The sequence below is a fragment of the Leuconostoc palmae genome (genome assembly GCF_019656075.1).
Lineage (GTDB): Bacteria > Bacillota > Bacilli > Lactobacillales > Lactobacillaceae > Leuconostoc > Leuconostoc palmae.
Genome location: NZ_BPKZ01000009.1, coordinates 15287 through 32576 on the forward strand (window position 1 = coordinate 15287; position 17290 = coordinate 32576).

17 protein-coding genes are annotated in these 17290 nt (G+C 35.6%); 2 read left to right on the forward strand and 15 right to left on the reverse strand.

The features are described from left to right. Positions 1-12 precede the first annotated feature (12 nt). Positions 13-153 carry a teichoic acid D-Ala incorporation-associated protein DltX gene (locus K5Q12_RS05790; protein ID WP_220742764.1) on the reverse strand — a complete coding sequence of 47 codons (141 nt, stop codon included), beginning with the start codon at positions 151-153 and terminating at the stop codon, positions 13-15. 174 nt (positions 154-327) lie between these two features. Between K5Q12_RS05790 and K5Q12_RS05795 the strand changes: the two genes are divergently transcribed. Both K5Q12_RS05795 and K5Q12_RS05800 read left to right on the forward strand, forming a co-directional pair. Further along, on the forward strand, positions 328-1533 hold the full coding sequence (locus K5Q12_RS05795; protein WP_220742765.1) for a PTS sugar transporter subunit IIC: 1206 nt from the start codon (positions 328-330) through the stop codon (positions 1531-1533). Next, on the forward strand, positions 1533-2357 hold the full coding sequence (locus K5Q12_RS05800; protein WP_220742766.1) for an alpha/beta hydrolase: 825 nt from the start codon (positions 1533-1535) through the stop codon (positions 2355-2357). Before K5Q12_RS05795 ends, K5Q12_RS05800 begins: the two co-directional genes overlap by 1 nt. 26 nt (positions 2358-2383) lie before the next feature. Here K5Q12_RS05800 and K5Q12_RS05805 read toward each other — a convergent pair whose 3' ends face one another. The 14 genes from K5Q12_RS05805 to phoU form a co-directional block, all read right to left on the reverse strand. Then, positions 2384-3754, reverse strand: coding sequence for a DEAD/DEAH box helicase (locus K5Q12_RS05805; protein ID WP_220742767.1), 1371 nt, complete (start codon positions 3752-3754; stop codon positions 2384-2386). Between the two features lie 33 nt (positions 3755-3787). After that, positions 3788-4759, reverse strand: coding sequence for a DHH family phosphoesterase (locus K5Q12_RS05810; protein WP_220742768.1), 972 nt, complete (start codon positions 4757-4759; stop codon positions 3788-3790). A gap of 62 nt (positions 4760-4821) precedes the next feature. After that, positions 4822-5907, reverse strand: a complete 1086-nt coding sequence (gene dinB / locus K5Q12_RS05815) for a DNA polymerase IV (protein ID WP_220742769.1) — start codon at positions 5905-5907, stop codon at positions 4822-4824. 310 nt (positions 5908-6217) lie between these two features. Beyond that, complete coding sequence (rplS, locus tag K5Q12_RS05820) at positions 6218-6577, reverse strand: 50S ribosomal protein L19 (protein ID WP_220742770.1); 360 nt, start codon at positions 6575-6577, stop codon at positions 6218-6220. A 119-nt stretch (positions 6578-6696) separates the two neighbouring features. Further along, on the reverse strand, positions 6697-8397 hold the full coding sequence (locus K5Q12_RS05825) for a phospho-sugar mutase (protein ID WP_220742771.1): 1701 nt from the start codon (positions 8395-8397) through the stop codon (positions 6697-6699). Positions 8398-8442: 45 nt separating this feature from the next. Further along, the gene (locus K5Q12_RS05830; protein WP_220742772.1) at positions 8443-9099 is read right to left on the reverse strand and encodes a DedA family protein; all 657 of its coding nucleotides are present in this window, start codon (positions 9097-9099) and stop codon (positions 8443-8445) included. Between the two features lie 63 nt (positions 9100-9162). Next, the gene (gtfA, locus tag K5Q12_RS05835) at positions 9163-10614 is read right to left on the reverse strand and encodes a sucrose phosphorylase (protein ID WP_220742773.1); all 1452 of its coding nucleotides are present in this window, start codon (positions 10612-10614) and stop codon (positions 9163-9165) included. Between the two features lie 86 nt (positions 10615-10700). After that, positions 10701-11903, reverse strand: coding sequence for an MFS transporter (locus K5Q12_RS05840; RefSeq protein ID WP_246570511.1), 1203 nt, complete (start codon positions 11901-11903; stop codon positions 10701-10703). Between the two features lie 275 nt (positions 11904-12178). Then, a complete protein-coding gene (trxB, locus tag K5Q12_RS05845) occupies positions 12179-13129 on the reverse strand; it encodes a thioredoxin-disulfide reductase (protein WP_220742774.1) in 951 nt (316 codons plus the stop codon). 69 nt (positions 13130-13198) lie between these two features. Further along, a complete protein-coding gene (gene galU / locus K5Q12_RS05850) occupies positions 13199-14071 on the reverse strand; it encodes a UTP--glucose-1-phosphate uridylyltransferase GalU (protein WP_220742775.1) in 873 nt (290 codons plus the stop codon). Between the two features lie 34 nt (positions 14072-14105). Then, the gene (locus K5Q12_RS05855) at positions 14106-15116 is read right to left on the reverse strand and encodes an NAD(P)H-dependent glycerol-3-phosphate dehydrogenase (protein ID WP_220742776.1); all 1011 of its coding nucleotides are present in this window, start codon (positions 15114-15116) and stop codon (positions 14106-14108) included. Next, complete coding sequence (gene hprK, locus K5Q12_RS05860; RefSeq protein WP_220742777.1) at positions 15109-16071, reverse strand: HPr(Ser) kinase/phosphatase; 963 nt, start codon at positions 16069-16071, stop codon at positions 15109-15111. Before hprK ends, K5Q12_RS05855 begins: the two co-directional genes overlap by 8 nt. Before the next feature lie 2 nt (positions 16072-16073). Further along, a complete protein-coding gene (locus K5Q12_RS05865; protein WP_220742778.1) occupies positions 16074-16427 on the reverse strand; it encodes a phage holin family protein in 354 nt (117 codons plus the stop codon). Between the two features lie 173 nt (positions 16428-16600). Continuing rightward, positions 16601-17275 (reverse strand): phosphate signaling complex protein PhoU, encoded by a 675-nt coding sequence (phoU, locus tag K5Q12_RS05870; RefSeq protein WP_220742779.1) that lies wholly within the window; start codon positions 17273-17275, stop codon positions 16601-16603. Between the last annotated feature and the right edge of the window lie 15 nt (positions 17276-17290).

Genomic DNA, 17290 nt, shown 5'->3' on the forward strand with positions numbered 1-17290 from the left:
TCGTCCCTAAGTTTAAAATTCGTTATAAATAAAGTGTCCGCCACCGACACCAGAATAGCTGTATAAATATATTAACATCAATATAATGAAGAAATAGAATACTGTACGTCCAATAAAGTTAACAATTGATTTATTAAAGAACTGTTTTATCAACTCAAGTTACCTCCTATCTATCTTTTAAGGTATAATCAACATAATATATTGCTACATTTTCACAGTATACGTCTATACTAATATTGAAAACAATTAAATTAATTATAGCATAAACTATGGGGGGGTGTAGTATAGTATTATGCTAAATCTACTTACAGACAGGAGAAATTTGTGATGAATCGATTAGTTATCACCACTTATAAAGTCGATCAATGGCTGTTTCACTTCCAATCAGCAAAATCAATAGTCATTGCACTTAAACAAACGGTTCCCATATTGGCTGTCAATATTTATCTGCACCTGCTCTATCGATTAACAATTTATCCAGATTCACTTATGAGTTATTTCTTTAATCACCCGTTACATGTTGCACCACCAATAGCCGACAATATTCGTTTTGGATTAAGTTTGTTAGACGGACTTGTTATTATGATTTTTGTAGCTGGTTTTACATTTAATTATTTATCTAGTCAATTGATTCATGATACGAGTTTGCCTATCTTAACAAATTTTTTAATCACTTATTTAGTTTTATCAGGTAATAACCAGTTTTCAACGACCAATACTTCACAATATTTACTTATTACAATTTTTGTATTTTTCAGTGTACGATCCTATGCTTACCAAAGAACACACTTTTTAAAAGATACGGTTTCACCTTACGATTTAAGAAACCTACTTTGGTCAGCCATAGTCATTGGCTTAACTATGATTAGTTACCACTATATTGTAAATATGCACTTTCAAAGTAGTTTTTCCACTTTACTCTCTAAAAACCTTTTTTCTTCGTTTACTGGTTTATTACTCATTGCAGTGCTATCCCCAATTATGTTTATCATCGGCTTTCCTTTACCTTCCGAGTTAACAGATGATCAAACCACATTGAATACAGTTATTTCAAATTTAGATGCCTTTTTAAATTCTACCAATGCAGTCTTACCGTTCCCAGAAAATTTATACAGTACGTATGGATCTTACACACTATTTGGTGGTATTGGCAATACTATCGTTGTCAGCTTGTTGCTACTATTTATGAAGAATGAACCCTATAAGCGTTTAGGTAAAATTGCTTGGCTCCCAAGTTTATTTGATAATAATTATCTATTATATAGTGGCCTGCCAATGTTTTTTAGACCTATCCTGATTGTTCCAAATGTACTAGTTAGCACTTTTAGTTTTTTAATTAGTTATCTGGCAATTGCTTTACATTTTGTTAAACCAGTTATTTTTATTACCCCAACGCATCTACCTAATCTGTTACTGCCAACTATTGCCAGTGGTACACCAATTAGGAGTACCATACTAACCATCGTTATCTTAATCATGTCTTATATTATATATAAACCATTTGTCATGAAACTTACTAGTGAGGAAAACTGATGAAAAATAAAATTATACTATCATTAAGTTTTTTATTGCTTCTATTCCTGGGTTATTATGGACATGTTTGGATTTCTGAACTCAATCAAGTTCAATCTAAAATACAACGTTCTAAAATGACACCTGTAATTTTTGTGCCTGGATCAAGTGCAACAATCAATCGTTTTGATGATTTGTTTTCTAATATAAATGCGAAAAATGTTAACCACAGTATTCTGAAGGTCAAAGTCAATACTGACAACACACTAAGTTTCTCAGGTAGTATTAAGTCCAGTGATAAGGAGCCTTTCATTGTTATTGGATTCCAAGATAATGAAGATGGCTACACTAATATTAAAAAGCAGGCTAAATGGTTGACCATCGCATTAGAAGCTTTACAAAAACGTTACCATTTCAGAACTTTTTCAGCTATTGGCCATTCAAATGGTGGTTTAAATTGGACAATATTTTTTGAAAAATATTATGATCGCAATTCTTTCGACGTGCCAATATTAATGACTCTGGGAACTCCTTTTAATTTTTCAGAAAACTCATTAAATCGTAAAACAGAAATGCTTAATGATTTAATATCAGATAGTCATAACCTGCCGAAAAATCTTCAAATGATTTCTGTCGCTGGAACTGAGGATTATACGGATGATGGCATTGTTCCCATTCAAAGCGTGATTGCAGGAAAATATGTTTATCAAAAAACTGTTAAATCTTATACTCAAATCACCGTATCTGGCGATAACGCTCAACACTCGAGTTTACCTGAGAATCCAGAAACTGTTAAGCTAATTGAATCTAACATCTTAAAACATAACAAACGTTCAAATAGATAAAAAAACTTGGCCTAGGCCAAGTTTTTTTATCTATTTGAATCACCACGTTTTTTGTTTTCCTTACGTACTGCTCGCATCTCTTCCCTTTTTGAAATACGACGATCCATTTGATTTTTACGTTGTATTGCTGATTTTATACGACGCTTATAACCAGGTTTTACGACCTTCTTCTTCTTTTTGACCATGCCAACCATTGTAGGATCTAATTTCTTATTAGAAGCAACGCGTTGTTTTCTCGCACGTCTATCTTTTATATCAGTAATTTGATTATCTTTGATTTGTTTAGCATTAAAATTAATACCAAGATTTTCAAGTTCTGCTACTTCATCCTCTTCATCAGGGCCATACAATGTAATTGCCAGTCCTGGCATACCATTTCGTCCTGTTCTACCAACACGGTGCACAAAGAATTCTAGTTCATCTGGAATATCATCATTTATAACATGAGATACACCTTCTATATCAATACCACGAGCTGCCAAATCAGTAGCAACAACATATTGATAATCCAAATTTTGAATCGCTTTCATGACACGACGACGTTCTCTAGGCTCAATATCACCATGTATCTCGGCAATTTTTAATCCCCTACCACGTAAATTAGCAGCAATCTCTTTAGCACGTTCTTTTGTATTTGCAAATACCAATGCAAGATACGGATTACTTAATTTAAGTACTTGATAAATCACATCATTTTTATCTTTTGACTTTGTTGCTAACAACCAATTGTCAATTGTTTCAGCAATAACCGTTGAAACTGGAATTGCTTCAAATTTTGGATTATCTAAGTACTTTTTTAAGAATGGTTTCAGTTTTTCAGGCATTGTTGCACTAAAAACCAGTGTTTGCAAATTTTCTGGCATAGCCCCAGCAATATAGTCCACCTCATTTAAAAATCCCATATCTAAAGTCATATCGGCTTCATCAACAACTAAAGTACGCACTGCATGTAACTTTAATGCCCCAGATGAAACTAAATCTTTAATTCGTCCTGGCGTCCCAATAACAATTTGCGGTTGCGTGTTTTCTAATTGCTTAATTTGACGTACTTTATCTGTACCACCAACATACTCAGCAATAGTTACTTTCTCATTCAACTGCCCAGCAAATTGCTTAGCTGCTTGTGTAATTTGAGCTGCCAATTCTCTTGATGGTGTTGTGATCACAACTTGTACATAATGTTTGTCTTGTTCTAATTGATTCAAAATTGGAATCAAAAAAGTATGTGTCTTTCCTGAACCAGTTTGTGACTGCCCTACAACGTCATTGCCTTGCAATATAGCTGGAATAAGTTTTGCTTGTACAGCAGTTGGTTGTGTAAATCCAATACCCGATAATGCATGGATAACTTCCTGTTTTAAATTAAATTGTCCAAATTGGTTTGCAGTTTCTGCCATCAATTTTCTCTACTTTCAATATTTCAAATGTTTTTAATTACTATTATTAATGGTCATGAGTTCATTATCTACTAAGGTAATGAGACGCTCGATATCACTTTTTGTTTGTGCCCAAGCTCCTGAGGCCATTGCATGTCCTCCACCCTCAAACTGATTAGCTATTTTGTTGATGACTATCGTTCTAGAACGCAAACGAACACGATAATTTCCTTCATCTTGTTCTTCAAAAATTGCCCATGCTTTAACACGGTCAATTTTTGACGGTAGCGAAACAACAAAAGACGTACCAGAGTCTCTTAAATCAAATTTTTCAATTAACTCTTTTGATAAAATAATATAAGCAAATCCAGAGGGTAATATTTCTAAGTTTTGAAGAACATAACCTGAAAATTTAGCTGCATTTTCAGAAATTGTTTCCATGTTATGATGAACAGCCTCATAATCAAACCCAAATCCAAATAATTCAGAAACGACTCGAAAAGTCTCCTTATCCATACTATACATAAATCGACCAGTATCACCAACAATACCTATATAAAGCAATCGAGCAGCTTTCTTTGTCATCATGAGTCCTTGATGTTTAAGCGACTCGTAAAATTCATAAATCATAGTACTAGTGGCTGAATGTCCATTTTTAACCCATTGCCAATCACCATAAGGTTCATCATTAGGATGATGGTCAATTTTTATGGTTTCCAAGCCATTCTGCCAACGTTGGTCATCAATACGTGGTGCATTAGCTGTATCTACCATAATTACTAAGGCATGCTTATAGGCTTTATCTGGAACATCGTCCATAAAAGTATCGTCTTCGCTCATCCAAGCAAGCCCTGGAACTGATTTACCCACTGCATAAATTTTTTTATCAGGGAAACTTGCTTGTAAAATAGCTTTCAATCCTAATTGAGATCCAAACGCATCCGGATCTGGGCGCTGATGCCGATGAATGATAATTGTGTCGTAACGTTTTATTTGTTCTAAAATTTGTTCTTCAATGGATGCCATGTTCTCGTCTTTCTAGTTGTCTCTTTTAAGCTCTAAATTCAATCAATTAAAGTATACCATGTTTAAAACAAAGTAATTTCTTCAAAAGCGCTTGAATTTAAGTTTGTCATCGACATACCTAACAATCTAATTGAAAACGGTGGCATCATTAGATCAACAAAAATATCATAACTCGCTTTTACGATTGCTTTCTCTGAAAGCTCCCAATTTACTTCTTTAGTCACTGAACGTGTTATTGTATGAAATTCATTATCTCTAATTTTAATGTTCAGTGTACGCCCCGTTAACTCTCTTTTTTTCAAGCTAGTAATCATTCCAATTGCTAGTTTACTCAGCGCTTGCTTAATTTGTTGATCAGTATTTAAGAAATGGCGGTATGTTTCTTCCTTTCCAACTGATTTAGTTATGCGTTGCCATTTAACTTCTCCAAAATGCACACCACGTGCTTGCCAATAGAACAACTCGCCCATTTTACCAAAATGACTTTTTAATGTTTCTTTGGAAATAGCTCTAAGCTGACTACCATTAGTAATATTTAATGACTTAAATTTCTGATAAGTCTTATCACCCACTCCTCTAAAATTTTGAATAGGTAATTTTGCTAAAAAAGATAGCATATTCTTTTTAGTAATAACTGTGACTCCGTTTGGCTTATTATATTCTGAACCTAGTTTCGCTAACAACTTATTATGAGAAACACCTATTGAACTTGTTAATCCAGTTTGTTTTAAAATTTCATGTCTGATTTTAGCAGCCATGTTTGATCCTGATAAATCACAATCAGTAATATCTAGATAGGCCTCATCAAAAGCTATTGGTTCAACTTTTTTTGTAAATAAATAAAATATATCGTGGATTTTACTAGATATTTGTTTATATTTTTCAAAATCTGGTGTTATAAAAACCGCATCTGGTGATAGTTTTTTAGCTTCAAATGAACTCATGGCCGAATGTACGCCAACTTTTCTTGCGAGATAATTAGCTGTTGTTACAACACCATGTCCTTCAGTTGTAGAAGGATCTTTAGCAATAATTAACGGCACCTTTGACAATTCTGGATTTTCTACCATTTCAACTTGCGCATAAAATGCATCTATATCAACATGTAATATTAGTCTAACATCATTTGTAATTAAAAATTCTTCCATATAGCAATGATTATACCACTAACTCGAACACATGTTCTTGTAAATGCACAAAAAAACCTAACCAAAGAGGGGATTGGTTAGGGATATGATAGTCAAACTATCATTAACAATCAATCAGTAATTGGGGGGGCTGATTGAAACATTACTAGGGGAGTAATGAACTCAATTAATTGAGTATATAGTAATTATACACTATAATTATTGCTTTATGATAATATTTTTTTCAAAAATATTACTTTAACATTTCTTAAATGTTACAAAGGGTTTTCATATTTAAAAATAAAAAAACACTCCGCAGAGTGCTATTTTATTAAACATCACGACGACGTTCTTTGATACGAGCTGCCTTACCTTGTAATGCACGTAAGTAGTACAACTTTGCACGACGAACGGCACCATAGCGAACAACTTCAATTTTATCAACACGTGGTGAATGTAATGGGAATGTACGTTCAACACCCACACCAGATGAAATTTTACGTACTGTGTATGTAGCTTGGATGCCTGCACCCTTACGCTTGATAACTACACCTTCAAACAATTGAATACGTTCACGTGAACCTTCAACAATCTTGGCATACACCTTAACTGTATCACCTGCACGGAAATCTGGAATATCAGAACGTAGTTGTGCTGATGTAACATTTTCTAAAATAGTATTTTGACGCATGGTCTTCTCCTGATCAATAATCTTACACTAGCCCTTAGGCTGAACGCACAGCGGATTATTGTTTATATTGCCATTATGGCTTTTTTAATTCTACCAAATTATTAATTAGTTGTCCAATACTATTTTGCAAAGTTCATTAAATCATCTGCAATAGTATCAATTTTTAACTGAGATGCTTCTTGAGAGTCAGACTCAACACCTATATAAAATTTAAGCTTAGGCTCTGTTCCCGAAGGACGCACAGCCACCCAAGAACCATCTGCTAACCAATATTTCAAGACATTAGATTTTGGCTGTGGTAATGTTTTTTGTTGACCGTCTGCTGATGTTTCAGTTGCCGTTGAAAAATCTTGTACACGATTGACTGCCACACCACCAATTGTCTTCGGCTGTTCATTACGGAACTTACCGATAATGGCTAACATTTCATCATTGCCATGTATCCCTGGAAAGTCTAGGCTAATTGTCTTTTCTTCAAAGTAACCAAACTTTTCAAATAACTCTTGTAGGCCGTCGGCGAACGTCTTGCCTTGTGACTTATAATATGCTGCTACTTCAGCAAATAACACAAGAGCTTGAATAGCATCTTTGTCATGGGCAAATGGCTTAACCAGGTAACCAAAACTCTCTTCAAAGCCAAATAAGAATTGATGTGATTTAGTTGCTTCATACTCATCAATCGTTGCAGCAATGTACTTGAACCCTGTCAAGACGTCTGCTGTTGTTACCCCAAAACTAGCCGCTATCTTTGAAGCAAAACGTGAAGAAACAATTGAAGTCACAATAGCACCATTTTCTGGTAATGTATTTGTTTGTTTCTTTGCCGTCAAAAGATAATTCACAAGCACAGCCGCAATTTGGTTCCCTGTTAAGACTTGGAATGTGTCATCAGCTAATTTGACAGCTGCTCCCATACGATCTGCATCGGGATCAGTCGCCACAACCGCATCAGCCCCTTCACGCTTAGCATAATCAATAGCCATAACTAAGGCTGCTGCATCTTCTGGGTTTGGCTTCTTAACTGTTGGGAAATCTCCGTCAATCACCGCTTGCTCTTTTACAATGGTATAGTTTGTAAAACCAGCTTGTTGTAGTGCTTTTTCACCAATATACTGTCCTGTGCCATGTAGCGGTGAATAAACAAATTTCAACGAAGCCCCTTCCTTAGCAACCAACTCTGGGTTAACCGTTACTGTGGCAACGTTAGCTAAATATTTATCATCAATTTCTGAATCAATAACTTGCACATGCGCATTTGATTCATCTAAAGCAATCGTAAAGACATCTTGTATATTTTCAAGTTCTGAAACAACCGCCTCAACAGCTTCTGGCACCATTTGTCCACCATCCGCTCCATATACTTTATAGCCATTATATTCTTTAGGATTGTGCGATGCTGTAATCATAATGCCCGCAAATGTGCCAAGTTCGCGCACAGCAAAAGACAATTCCGGTGTTGGTCGTAAACTGCTAAACAAATAGGCTTTAATACCATGTGCAGATAAAACCTGCGCTGCATCTGAAGCAAATTCTGGTGAAAAGTGTCGCGAATCAAAACTGATAACAACACCACTAGTCTTTGCAGCATTGCCCTGGGCGTCAATATAACGCGCTAATGCCTCAGTGACTTGACGAACTGTGTAAATATTCATACGATTTGTGCCGGCACCCAAAATACCACGCATGCCAGCTGTACCAAAACTCAAATTCTGGTAGAACGCATCTTCTTGCTCTTCAGGTGTATAGTGCGCCAAATCCTTGGCCAAATATTCTGGCAAAACTGCTGCTTCCCATTTTGCTAATTGTTCTTGATAGCTCATGATTTTCTCCTATGTGTATTCTAGCTTTATTATAACAAAGTTTGATTATTTCCGAACAAACAAGTTAACGATTGCTTGTCTAAATTTTGGGGCTCTTAAAGCCACGATAAAGACGATCGCTATGCCTACAACGATAATTAACAGCATATCTGACGGTATATCTAGGTGTCCAATGAAGTATCCTGCAGAAACAATGACTGCAGACCACAATACACTCGCAAAAGCCGCCATACGAATATAGATCACAAATGACAGTCCTAATCTTCTTGCTAATAGCGGTACAACAACACGAATGAAAGGTAAAAAGCGTCCTAAAACAACAAATAATAGCCAACGCTTTGGATGAAAATTAGTAGCTAATTTATCTAACATTTCTCCCTGTAGGTGTCGCTTTAAAAACGGGATTTTACTAATCTGTTTCATCAAAAAGGCACCGAACCAATAATTGACGGCATCGCCCAAAAAAGAAGCCAATGAAAAAATAGCAATATAAGCCATTAATTCGCCGAAATTATGATGTGTTCCTGCAAGTCCACCAGCAGTGGTTAATATTGTGTCCCCTGGTATGAAACCAGTCACAATACCTGCTGTCTCAATAAAAATAAGCAAAAAAAGAATCACGAGCTTAGTCATTGAAAACGGATTATCCGCTGAAAGAATATCTGTTAAAAAGTGAGGTAAATTAGAAGCAAGTATGAGCATAACGTTATCCTTTATTTGCCTCTATTATAGCAAAAAAGCGCCGAGGCGCTTTTCTTGACGTCTTTACTTTGTAGCGAAAATTTCAACACCATTTTCTGTTACAGTAAATTGTTTTGTTTCAAAATTAGCATCCAACACAGCTGTTGTCTTACCATCTGCAGACGTACGTGTGATTGTCAATTCGTTTTCACCATCATTGATCACATCGATTGTACCATCTAAATCAAACGCTGAGCTTGTGTTACGGAAACGTAGCAAGTTAAACAAGTTTGAAACAACCGGACGCTTTGTTGTTTCAGCAATTTCAGCCAAATCATAATAATGACGGTTAATGTTACGGCCTTCTTTTGAGCTTTCTAGTAACTCAATATCATTTTCACCCGCAAGCAAACCAACATAATAAATTTGTGGAATACCTGGTGCAAAAATTTGAGCTGCACGTGCTAGCAAGTAAGCAGCGTCATCGTTTCCTAATGCTGAGTAATAAGTCGTGTTAATTTGGTAAATGTCTAAGTTGTTATAAGCTGCTGATGAGAAAATCTTCTTAACGTTGGCACCAACTTTGTACATTTCTTCAGTTGTAAAGTCAGTTTCTTCTTGTGTCAACAAGTCCTTAGCATCAACAACACCAATACCATCGTGTGTATCCAAGGTTGTAAACTGCTTCATTGGGCTTTGACGTAACCAATCTGCAAGACGATTTGTCTTACCTGAATACAATGAATATAAAGTAATCAATGGCAAAGCAAAGTCATATGAATACATGTCGTGTTCAGTAATCTTACGAACAATCTTGTAATGTTCATGAATTTCTGGCAAAACTTCTGAACCTTCCGCTGCCAGGATTTCACGAACTTCATCTAAGATGTTCCAAATTTCCGGTTCAACGAAGAAATCATTTGTGTCCAACTTCTTAATAGCATAAGCAAAGGCATCCAAACGGATAACAGACGCACCATGATGTGCCAAATTAACCAATGAGTCTTTGATGAACTTTTTAGTTACTTCTTTAGTGACATCCAAATCCATTTGTTGGTCACCGAAAGTGTTCCATACTTGATCGGTTGTACCATCAGCAAACGTTACGGGTGCAAATGGTGCCTTATCCTTACGCTTGTAAATCAAATCAATATCAGCTTCAGTAGGACGGTTTTCAGGCCAAAATTCAGAATACTTCAAGAACATATCATAGTATTCTGATTCTTCTTTCTTTTCTAAGAAGTCTTGGAAATACTTTGATTGTGGTGAAATGTGATTCAACATGAAATCAAACATCAAATAATACTTATCTGCTAACTTATCGATATCTGACCAGTCACCAAACTTTGGGTCGACTGTTTCGTATTCTTCAGGGGCGAATCCGCGATCACCTGTTGAAGGGAAAAATGGTAAGACGTGAACTCCACCTACAACTCCATCAAGTTCGTTTGATAATACTTGGTCCAATTCCTTAAGGTTCTTTCCTAATGAATCAGCATATGTGATAAGCATAGCTTCATTGGTAAGCTTTTTCATGTTTTGTTCTCCTTTTTAAAAACAATGACGATAAATTTAGTAGCTATTTATATTGCGCCGCCAAGTAGCGCAAACTATTTTAAAAATTATACTGTCTTCTTACGATTAGTGAAAAATGTAATAACTGCAATTAGAATTAATACAACACCTAAAGTAGGAATTGTAGTGTAAGCTGCTTCTGCAACATTACTTGTGTGATTACCCATCAATCCTGCAAGTAATGAAATAACAAATGGTTCGACAAAGACACCGACGTTAAATCCAATTAATATAATGGAAGTAACAAATGATTGCTTTTTAAGTGGTGCCAAATTTGGTAATTGACTAAAAATGAATGGTGAGATGAGTTGCATAGGAAATCCAATTAACAACACACCAACTGTTAACATAATGAAATTATGGTTGGAAAATGCAACTAAATAGTTTGATACGGCCATTAATACCAATCCAACTTGTAATGTAAATCGACCGAATATTTTGTGAATTGTACCATAGACAATACCACCTAACATAGCGGCTACCAACATGAATGATAAAATTGTTGAAACAACCAATCCATTAACACCAAGGCTTTGCGCCATAAATGGAAAACTAAGTTGAATTGCCATATAGTCTATAACCAAAAATGCAGCAAATAATGTTAATACCCATACTAAAGGATTAATTTTAGTAGGTTCGTTGTGCTTTGTGCTGGCAGCATCTGTTGACTTCTCTTTATGCTCATCTGACAACATTTCTGTTGTGTCTGGCACTCTAACATAGAAAAGATACAATATTGGAAATGCTAACAAGTAAACTAAGAAAGTTGTTTGCCAGCCAAAGTTAAGTAGTAGTCCAGCTATAAAAGTTAAAACAGCCTGTCCAATTTGTTCACCAGCAGCACGCCAACCTAACATCGTAGAACGTGTTTGTCCTTGATACATTACAGCAATCATGGAAACAGCAAGTGAATTAAAAATACCAAATCCTGCCCCTAAAACCATTCGCGAAATTAGGATAACAGGGTAAGATGACACAAAAAATGGCACAACACCGGCGAATCCAACTAACAACATTCCCAATGCTATTGTTTTTTTATCACCTAGCTTTGCTGCAATAAATGAACTAAGCAACACGAAAACTGTTACAACAATTGAGGGTGTTGTTGCTAGCGCTTGAACCTCTGTAGCTGATACGCCTAACGACTTTGTCATTTGTGGCAAAGCACCGTTAATTGCATACGCACTTGTTAACATGAATGAAATACCTAAAAACGCTACTTTGGTAATCCATTTATCCTGACTCTTCATTATTATCTCCTTCAGTTCGACAAAAGGAACCGGTTCCTTTTGTTTTAAAACTTCCTTGTGCAACTCAACACAAATAATTGTAAACGCTTGCACCTTAATTGTCAAACGTTTTTCATTATGAAAAAATAACATTTTGTTTTCAGTAATTTTCATTAATTTTTCAATACACTTCTGCACAGCTTTTAGACTACTTTATTAGAAAAAAATATATAAAATTAACTTTTAAAAAATCTAAAGAAAAAAGGATAAACTTGTACAAGTTTATCCTAATAAAACTAGGCTGTTTCTTCAATAGAAGCATTTAAATTACTAATATAATTATAAACACCCTGGCCTGCTATGCCACCATCACCAACAGCTGTTGTAATTTGACGTAAATCTTTAGCTCGAACATCACCTACAGCAAACACACCAGGTATTTTAGTTTGCATTTTATTGTCAGTTATAATCCAACCATCTTGATCAGTTATGCCCAATTTTTCAAATGCTTGTGTATTTGCTTTCAAACCAACGTAGATAAAAATTCCGCTTGCATCAATATGTGTCACATCATTTGTTTGATTATCTATAACATTGATGCCCGTCATCTTATCTTCATCACCGGTAATTTCAACAACTTCTGTATGCCACTTAAACGCCATTTTTTCATTATTAAAAGCACGATCTTGTATTATCTGTTGTGCTCTCAAAGTATCACGTCGATGAAGCACTGTTACAGATTTAGCTAAATTAGTTAGATAAAGTCCTTCTTCAATAGCTGAATCACCACCACCAACTACGACAACATTTTCATCTTTAAAGAAAGCACCATCACAGACTGAACAGTAACTAACCCCTTTACCTTGGTATGTTTCTTCACCATCAACACCTAAATGAGTATGCTCAGACCCTGTAGCAATAATAATCGCTTTTGTTTCGTAATCACCAGAATCAGTGTGTACAATTTTACTACCAGTTTCTACCTCAATATTTTCAACCGTTCCAAAGGCATATTCAGCACCAAATTTAGTTGATGAACTATACATTTTTTCGGCTAACTCAGGTCCCATAATATTATCAAATCCAGGATAATTTTCTACTTCTGCGGTATTATTCATTTGTCCGCCATAAATACCTTGATCTAACATCACTACTGAAAGATTAGCTCTAGAAGCATAAGTAGCTGCTGTCATTCCTGCTGGTCCTGCCCCAATTACTACGACATCATAATACTTTGTATCAGACATGTTATCAGCCTCATTTCACTTACTTTTTATTAACAACATTCTACACGTTATTTACTAATTTGTCGAATGTTATAATTTTGATGCCAATTCTTTGATGTAGGCACGTAATTGATCTTTTATCTGAGTATGTTTCAAACCAAACTCAATATTTGTTTTTAAAAATCCAATTTTTGAACCAATATCATAACGGCTCCCCTTAAACTGATGAGCGTAAACATGTTGACGATTATTCAATGAATCAATTGCATCAGTTAACTGAATTTCATTGCCTTTACCTGGTTTTGTATTTTCTAATTCTTCAAAAATTTCAGGTGTGAGTAAATAACGTCCAATAATAGCTAAATCAGACGGTGCATCTTCGGGTTTTGGTTTTTCAACAAAAGACTTCACTCTAAATAGACCATCGGAGGCTTCTGCGGCTGGATCAATTACCCCATATTCAGAAACTTGATTATGTGGTACTTTCATCACGGCTAATGTTGACTCTCCTGTTTCTTCATAGCGCTCAATGAGTTGTTTGGTCAAAGGGACATCATCTTCCATTAAATCATCACCAAGTAACACAACAAAAGGTTCATCACCAATGAATGCTTTTGCTGTTAGGACCGCATCCCCTAACCCTTTAGGATGAGACTGTCTGATAAAGTACGTGTTAATATCAGTTGTTTCTTCAACGACTTTTAATAGTGCATCCTTACCTTTGTCTCTTAAATTATTTTCAAGTTCCGGATTTGAATCAAAATGATCTTCAATTGAACGCTTAGACTTTCCGTCAACAATAACAATATCTTCAATGCCAGAAGCAATAGCTTCACGTACAATGTACTCAATAGTTGGTGTGTCAACTATTGGTAGCATTTCCTTAGCCAAAGCTTTTGTGGCAGGCAAAAAACGTGTTCCTAATCCTGCTGCTGGAATAATTGCTTTACGTACTGGTTTCATGTGTACTTTCTCTCTTTCTATATACCAAATAAAATTAATCTTCTGATTTTAATGGACGTTGCATTAAATCATCAATAGCCTCTTTAAGTGCTTTATTCTCATACAATACTTGGTAAATAGCTGTTGTTATCGGCATGTCTATTTGATGTTGTTGTGCAAAATCATATACCGCTTTTGTTGTATTAACCCCTTCAATTACCATACCCATATCTCTGGATACTTCTTGCAAAGATTTTCCTTGTCCTAAACCAACCCCCGCACGATAATTACGCGAATTGGGAGACATGCCTGTTACAATTAAATCACCTATACCAGCTAATTCGTACAGAGTCTTTTCTTGCGCGCCCATAGCTACCCCCAACTGTCTCATTTCGACTAAACTTCGCGTAATCAAGGCTGCTTGAGCATTCGCGCCATATCCTAATCCTATTAAAGCCCCTGAACCAATAGCAATAATATTTTTTAAAGCTGCAAAGAGCTCTGAACCAAGTAAATCATTGTTGGTGTATGCTCTAAAACTATCGTTAGATAATACTGTTTGTAACAGTTTTGCAGCACGCAAATCACTACTTGCAATTGATACTGCTGTTAAATCATGCTTGATGACATCTTCTGCGTGTGACGGCCCTGAAACCACAACTAGTGATGTTCGATAACTAGCATCGATCTCTTCTTCCAACATTTCTGAAATACGCTTATAGGTTCCTTGCTCCAGACCCTTTGTTGCATGGGCCAGGATAACTTTATGATTTAATTGCCTAAGCACTTCATTTAAACGCTGAGAAACTTCTCTGACTGCTTTTGTTGGTACAACACTTAACACAATTTCTGATTGGTCAACAGCAATTTTCATATCATAAGTAGCTCTTATGTTAGAAGAAAGATTAGCATTGGGTAAATACTTTTTATTGGTATGATGGGTGTTAATTTCATTTACTTGTTCTTCTTTATGTGACCACAAATAGACGTCATGACCATTTTCTGCTGCTGTATTTGCAAGCGCTGTTCCCCATGATCCCGCACCTAGAACTGCTATTTTAGTCATTTTTGTTCTCCAAGTCACGTTTTTCGTTTTTTTTCATCTCAACAGTCATTCTTTCCTCGAGCGTTTTCAATGCATCAATACCCATATTAGCAGTTCTAAATTTAACAGCAGCTGCATCAATAACACTCGCTGTATTACGTCCTGGTGTTACTGGTACAACCATTCGTTTTAATTTAACACCAAGAATTTCCAATGTATCATTATCATTACCTAGGCGATCAAAATTTTGTTCCCCTATTTTTCCATTTGACAAATGAATATTTAATGCAATTGTCGCATGTGATCTGACCGAAACAGCCCCGTAAACTTGTTGGACATCAATAATACCAACACCACGAATCTCCATCATATTACGTAAAACACCGTTTGGTTCTCCAATTAATCGTCCTTCATCTTCTTGGTAAATATCAACTCGATCATCAGCAACGAGACGTGCTTTATCTTGTTGTATGAGTTCAAGTGCTGCTTCTGTCTTACCTATACCTGCATCGCCAGTTATGAGAACGCCTAGGCCATGTACATCAATCAATACGCCATGTACATTTTCTCTAGGTGCAAGTTGTCCACCCAAGTAATAAGTCATATTTGATAAAATCCGTGAAGATGTTAATGTAGATGTCAATATAGGTATTTGCGCTTCCTCTGCAGCTGCTTTTAATTCATCACTGATAGATAGCCCAGTTGAAACAACAAATGCTGGTGTCGTCTCTTCTGCCATTCGACGATAAATCATACGTAATTCATCATGGCTCATTCTTTCCGAAAAAGATGTTTCAGTAATTCCTAATAATTGTATGCGCTCTGGTGCGTAGTAATTGAAATACCCTGTCATCTCTAAGCCTGGCCTAGAAATATCAGAAGTTGTAATAGGCCGATTCAAATAATTTTCGCCAGTCACTACTTCTAATCTTGTATTTTCCACAAGTTGTTTTACTGTTACTGAATTTTGTGCCATATTTATCTTCCTGAATTCATGTAAACATCAGTTGTTAAAATACTATTAACAATTGATAATACAATTGCTGTTAATATTGCCCATCCAAATCCGGCAAAGTCAAAACCACCGATGAGAGAGGCTGTCATTTCTAACATCATCGCATTAATAACAATCGTAAACAAACCAAAAGTTACAATAGTAAGCGGTAACGTTAAAATTAAAATAATAGGTTTGATGATTGTATTTAAAATTGATAATAATAACGCTGCACCTAGTGCCGTAAGCCAATTCATTACCCTAAAGCCTTCTGGAAATAGGGCTGAAATAACTAAAAACACGAGCATTGTAGTTGCTAATCTAGCAGCAAATCGCATATTTGAGCCTCCCATTTAAAAATTGTAAGCGGTTTAAATATTGATATTATGCAGTTCTTATTTATGCTTAACAAATACATTATACCAAATAATGAACCTTATGAAATCATGAAATAAAAAAAAGACTAAACTCATGTTTAATCTTTTCATACTATTATCTATTTGCAACAAATTTAAATAAAGTAGTTATATCCTGGATTTAATTCGATGATTTTACCTGTTCGCTTATAAACAATCCATTCTGCAATATCTGTTGTATAATCACCAATACGCTTAAGATATCCTGCAATAACCAAGTAGTCTGCTGCGGAATCAACTAATTCGGAATCTTCCTTCATGCCATTAACTGAATCTGAGCGTACTTTGGCTGCACGTTGAGATAACGAATGATTTTCATCAGCGATAGCTTCAGCCCCTAGCGCATCATTTTTGATGTAATATCCCATGACTGTTGAAACCATCTGGGCAACTTGTGTCCCCATTTCACCTAATTCTTTTTCAATACTTGCCATGTGTTTGGTTCCTTTAACACGGATTGTTGAATTGGCTATATTTCTTGCTTGGTCTCCCATTCGTTCAAGAACAGAAACAGCTTTTAAAATCGTCACAATTTCACGTAAATCTGTTGTGACTGGCTGATATAACGCTATCATTTCAAAAGTTTTCTTTTCAATTGCTGCTTCACGTTCATTAATTTGATGATCATTATCTAAAATAGCTTTCGCACCTTCACGATCATGATCCACAAATGATTGCACTGATTTTTCGATGGTTTGCGCAACCAACATCCCCATCTCAGTAAAAGAATTGTCTAGATCGGCTAATTCTTCATCAAATAATCGACGCATATTTTTTTCTCCTCT

What these genes read in the sequence shown, in the direction of transcription:
- K5Q12_RS05795 (WP_220742765.1), top strand. Translation starts at nt 328, where the DNA reads ATGAATCGATTAGTTATCACCACTTATAAAGTCGATCAATGGCTGTTT.
- K5Q12_RS05800 (WP_220742766.1), top strand. Translation starts at nt 1,533, where the DNA reads ATGAAAAATAAAATTATACTATCATTAAGTTTTTTATTGCTTCTATTC.
- K5Q12_RS05805 (WP_220742767.1), bottom strand. Translation starts at nt 3,754, where the DNA reads ATGGCAGAAACTGCAAACCAATTTGGACAATTTAATTTAAAACAGGAA.
- K5Q12_RS05810 (WP_220742768.1), bottom strand. Translation starts at nt 4,759, where the DNA reads ATGGCATCCATTGAAGAACAAATTTTAGAACAAATAAAACGTTACGAC.
- dinB (WP_220742769.1), bottom strand. Translation starts at nt 5,907, where the DNA reads ATGGAAGAATTTTTAATTACAAATGATGTTAGACTAATATTACATGTT.
- rplS (WP_220742770.1), bottom strand. Translation starts at nt 6,577, where the DNA reads ATGCGTCAAAATACTATTTTAGAAAATGTTACATCAGCACAACTACGT.
- K5Q12_RS05825 (WP_220742771.1), bottom strand. Translation starts at nt 8,397, where the DNA reads ATGAGCTATCAAGAACAATTAGCAAAATGGGAAGCAGCAGTTTTGCCA.
- K5Q12_RS05830 (WP_220742772.1), bottom strand. Translation starts at nt 9,099, where the DNA reads ATGCTCATACTTGCTTCTAATTTACCTCACTTTTTAACAGATATTCTT.
- gtfA (WP_220742773.1), bottom strand. Translation starts at nt 10,614, where the DNA reads ATGAAAAAGCTTACCAATGAAGCTATGCTTATCACATATGCTGATTCA.
- K5Q12_RS05840 (WP_246570511.1), bottom strand. Translation starts at nt 11,903, where the DNA reads ATGAAGAGTCAGGATAAATGGATTACCAAAGTAGCGTTTTTAGGTATT.
- trxB (WP_220742774.1), bottom strand. Translation starts at nt 13,129, where the DNA reads ATGTCTGATACAAAGTATTATGATGTCGTAGTAATTGGGGCAGGACCA.
- galU (WP_220742775.1), bottom strand. Translation starts at nt 14,071, where the DNA reads ATGAAACCAGTACGTAAAGCAATTATTCCAGCAGCAGGATTAGGAACA.
- K5Q12_RS05855 (WP_220742776.1), bottom strand. Translation starts at nt 15,116, where the DNA reads ATGACTAAAATAGCAGTTCTAGGTGCGGGATCATGGGGAACAGCGCTT.
- hprK (WP_220742777.1), bottom strand. Translation starts at nt 16,071, where the DNA reads ATGGCACAAAATTCAGTAACAGTAAAACAACTTGTGGAAAATACAAGA.
- K5Q12_RS05865 (WP_220742778.1), bottom strand. Translation starts at nt 16,427, where the DNA reads ATGCGATTTGCTGCTAGATTAGCAACTACAATGCTCGTGTTTTTAGTT.
- phoU (WP_220742779.1), bottom strand. Translation starts at nt 17,275, where the DNA reads ATGCGTCGATTATTTGATGAAGAATTAGCCGATCTAGACAATTCTTTT.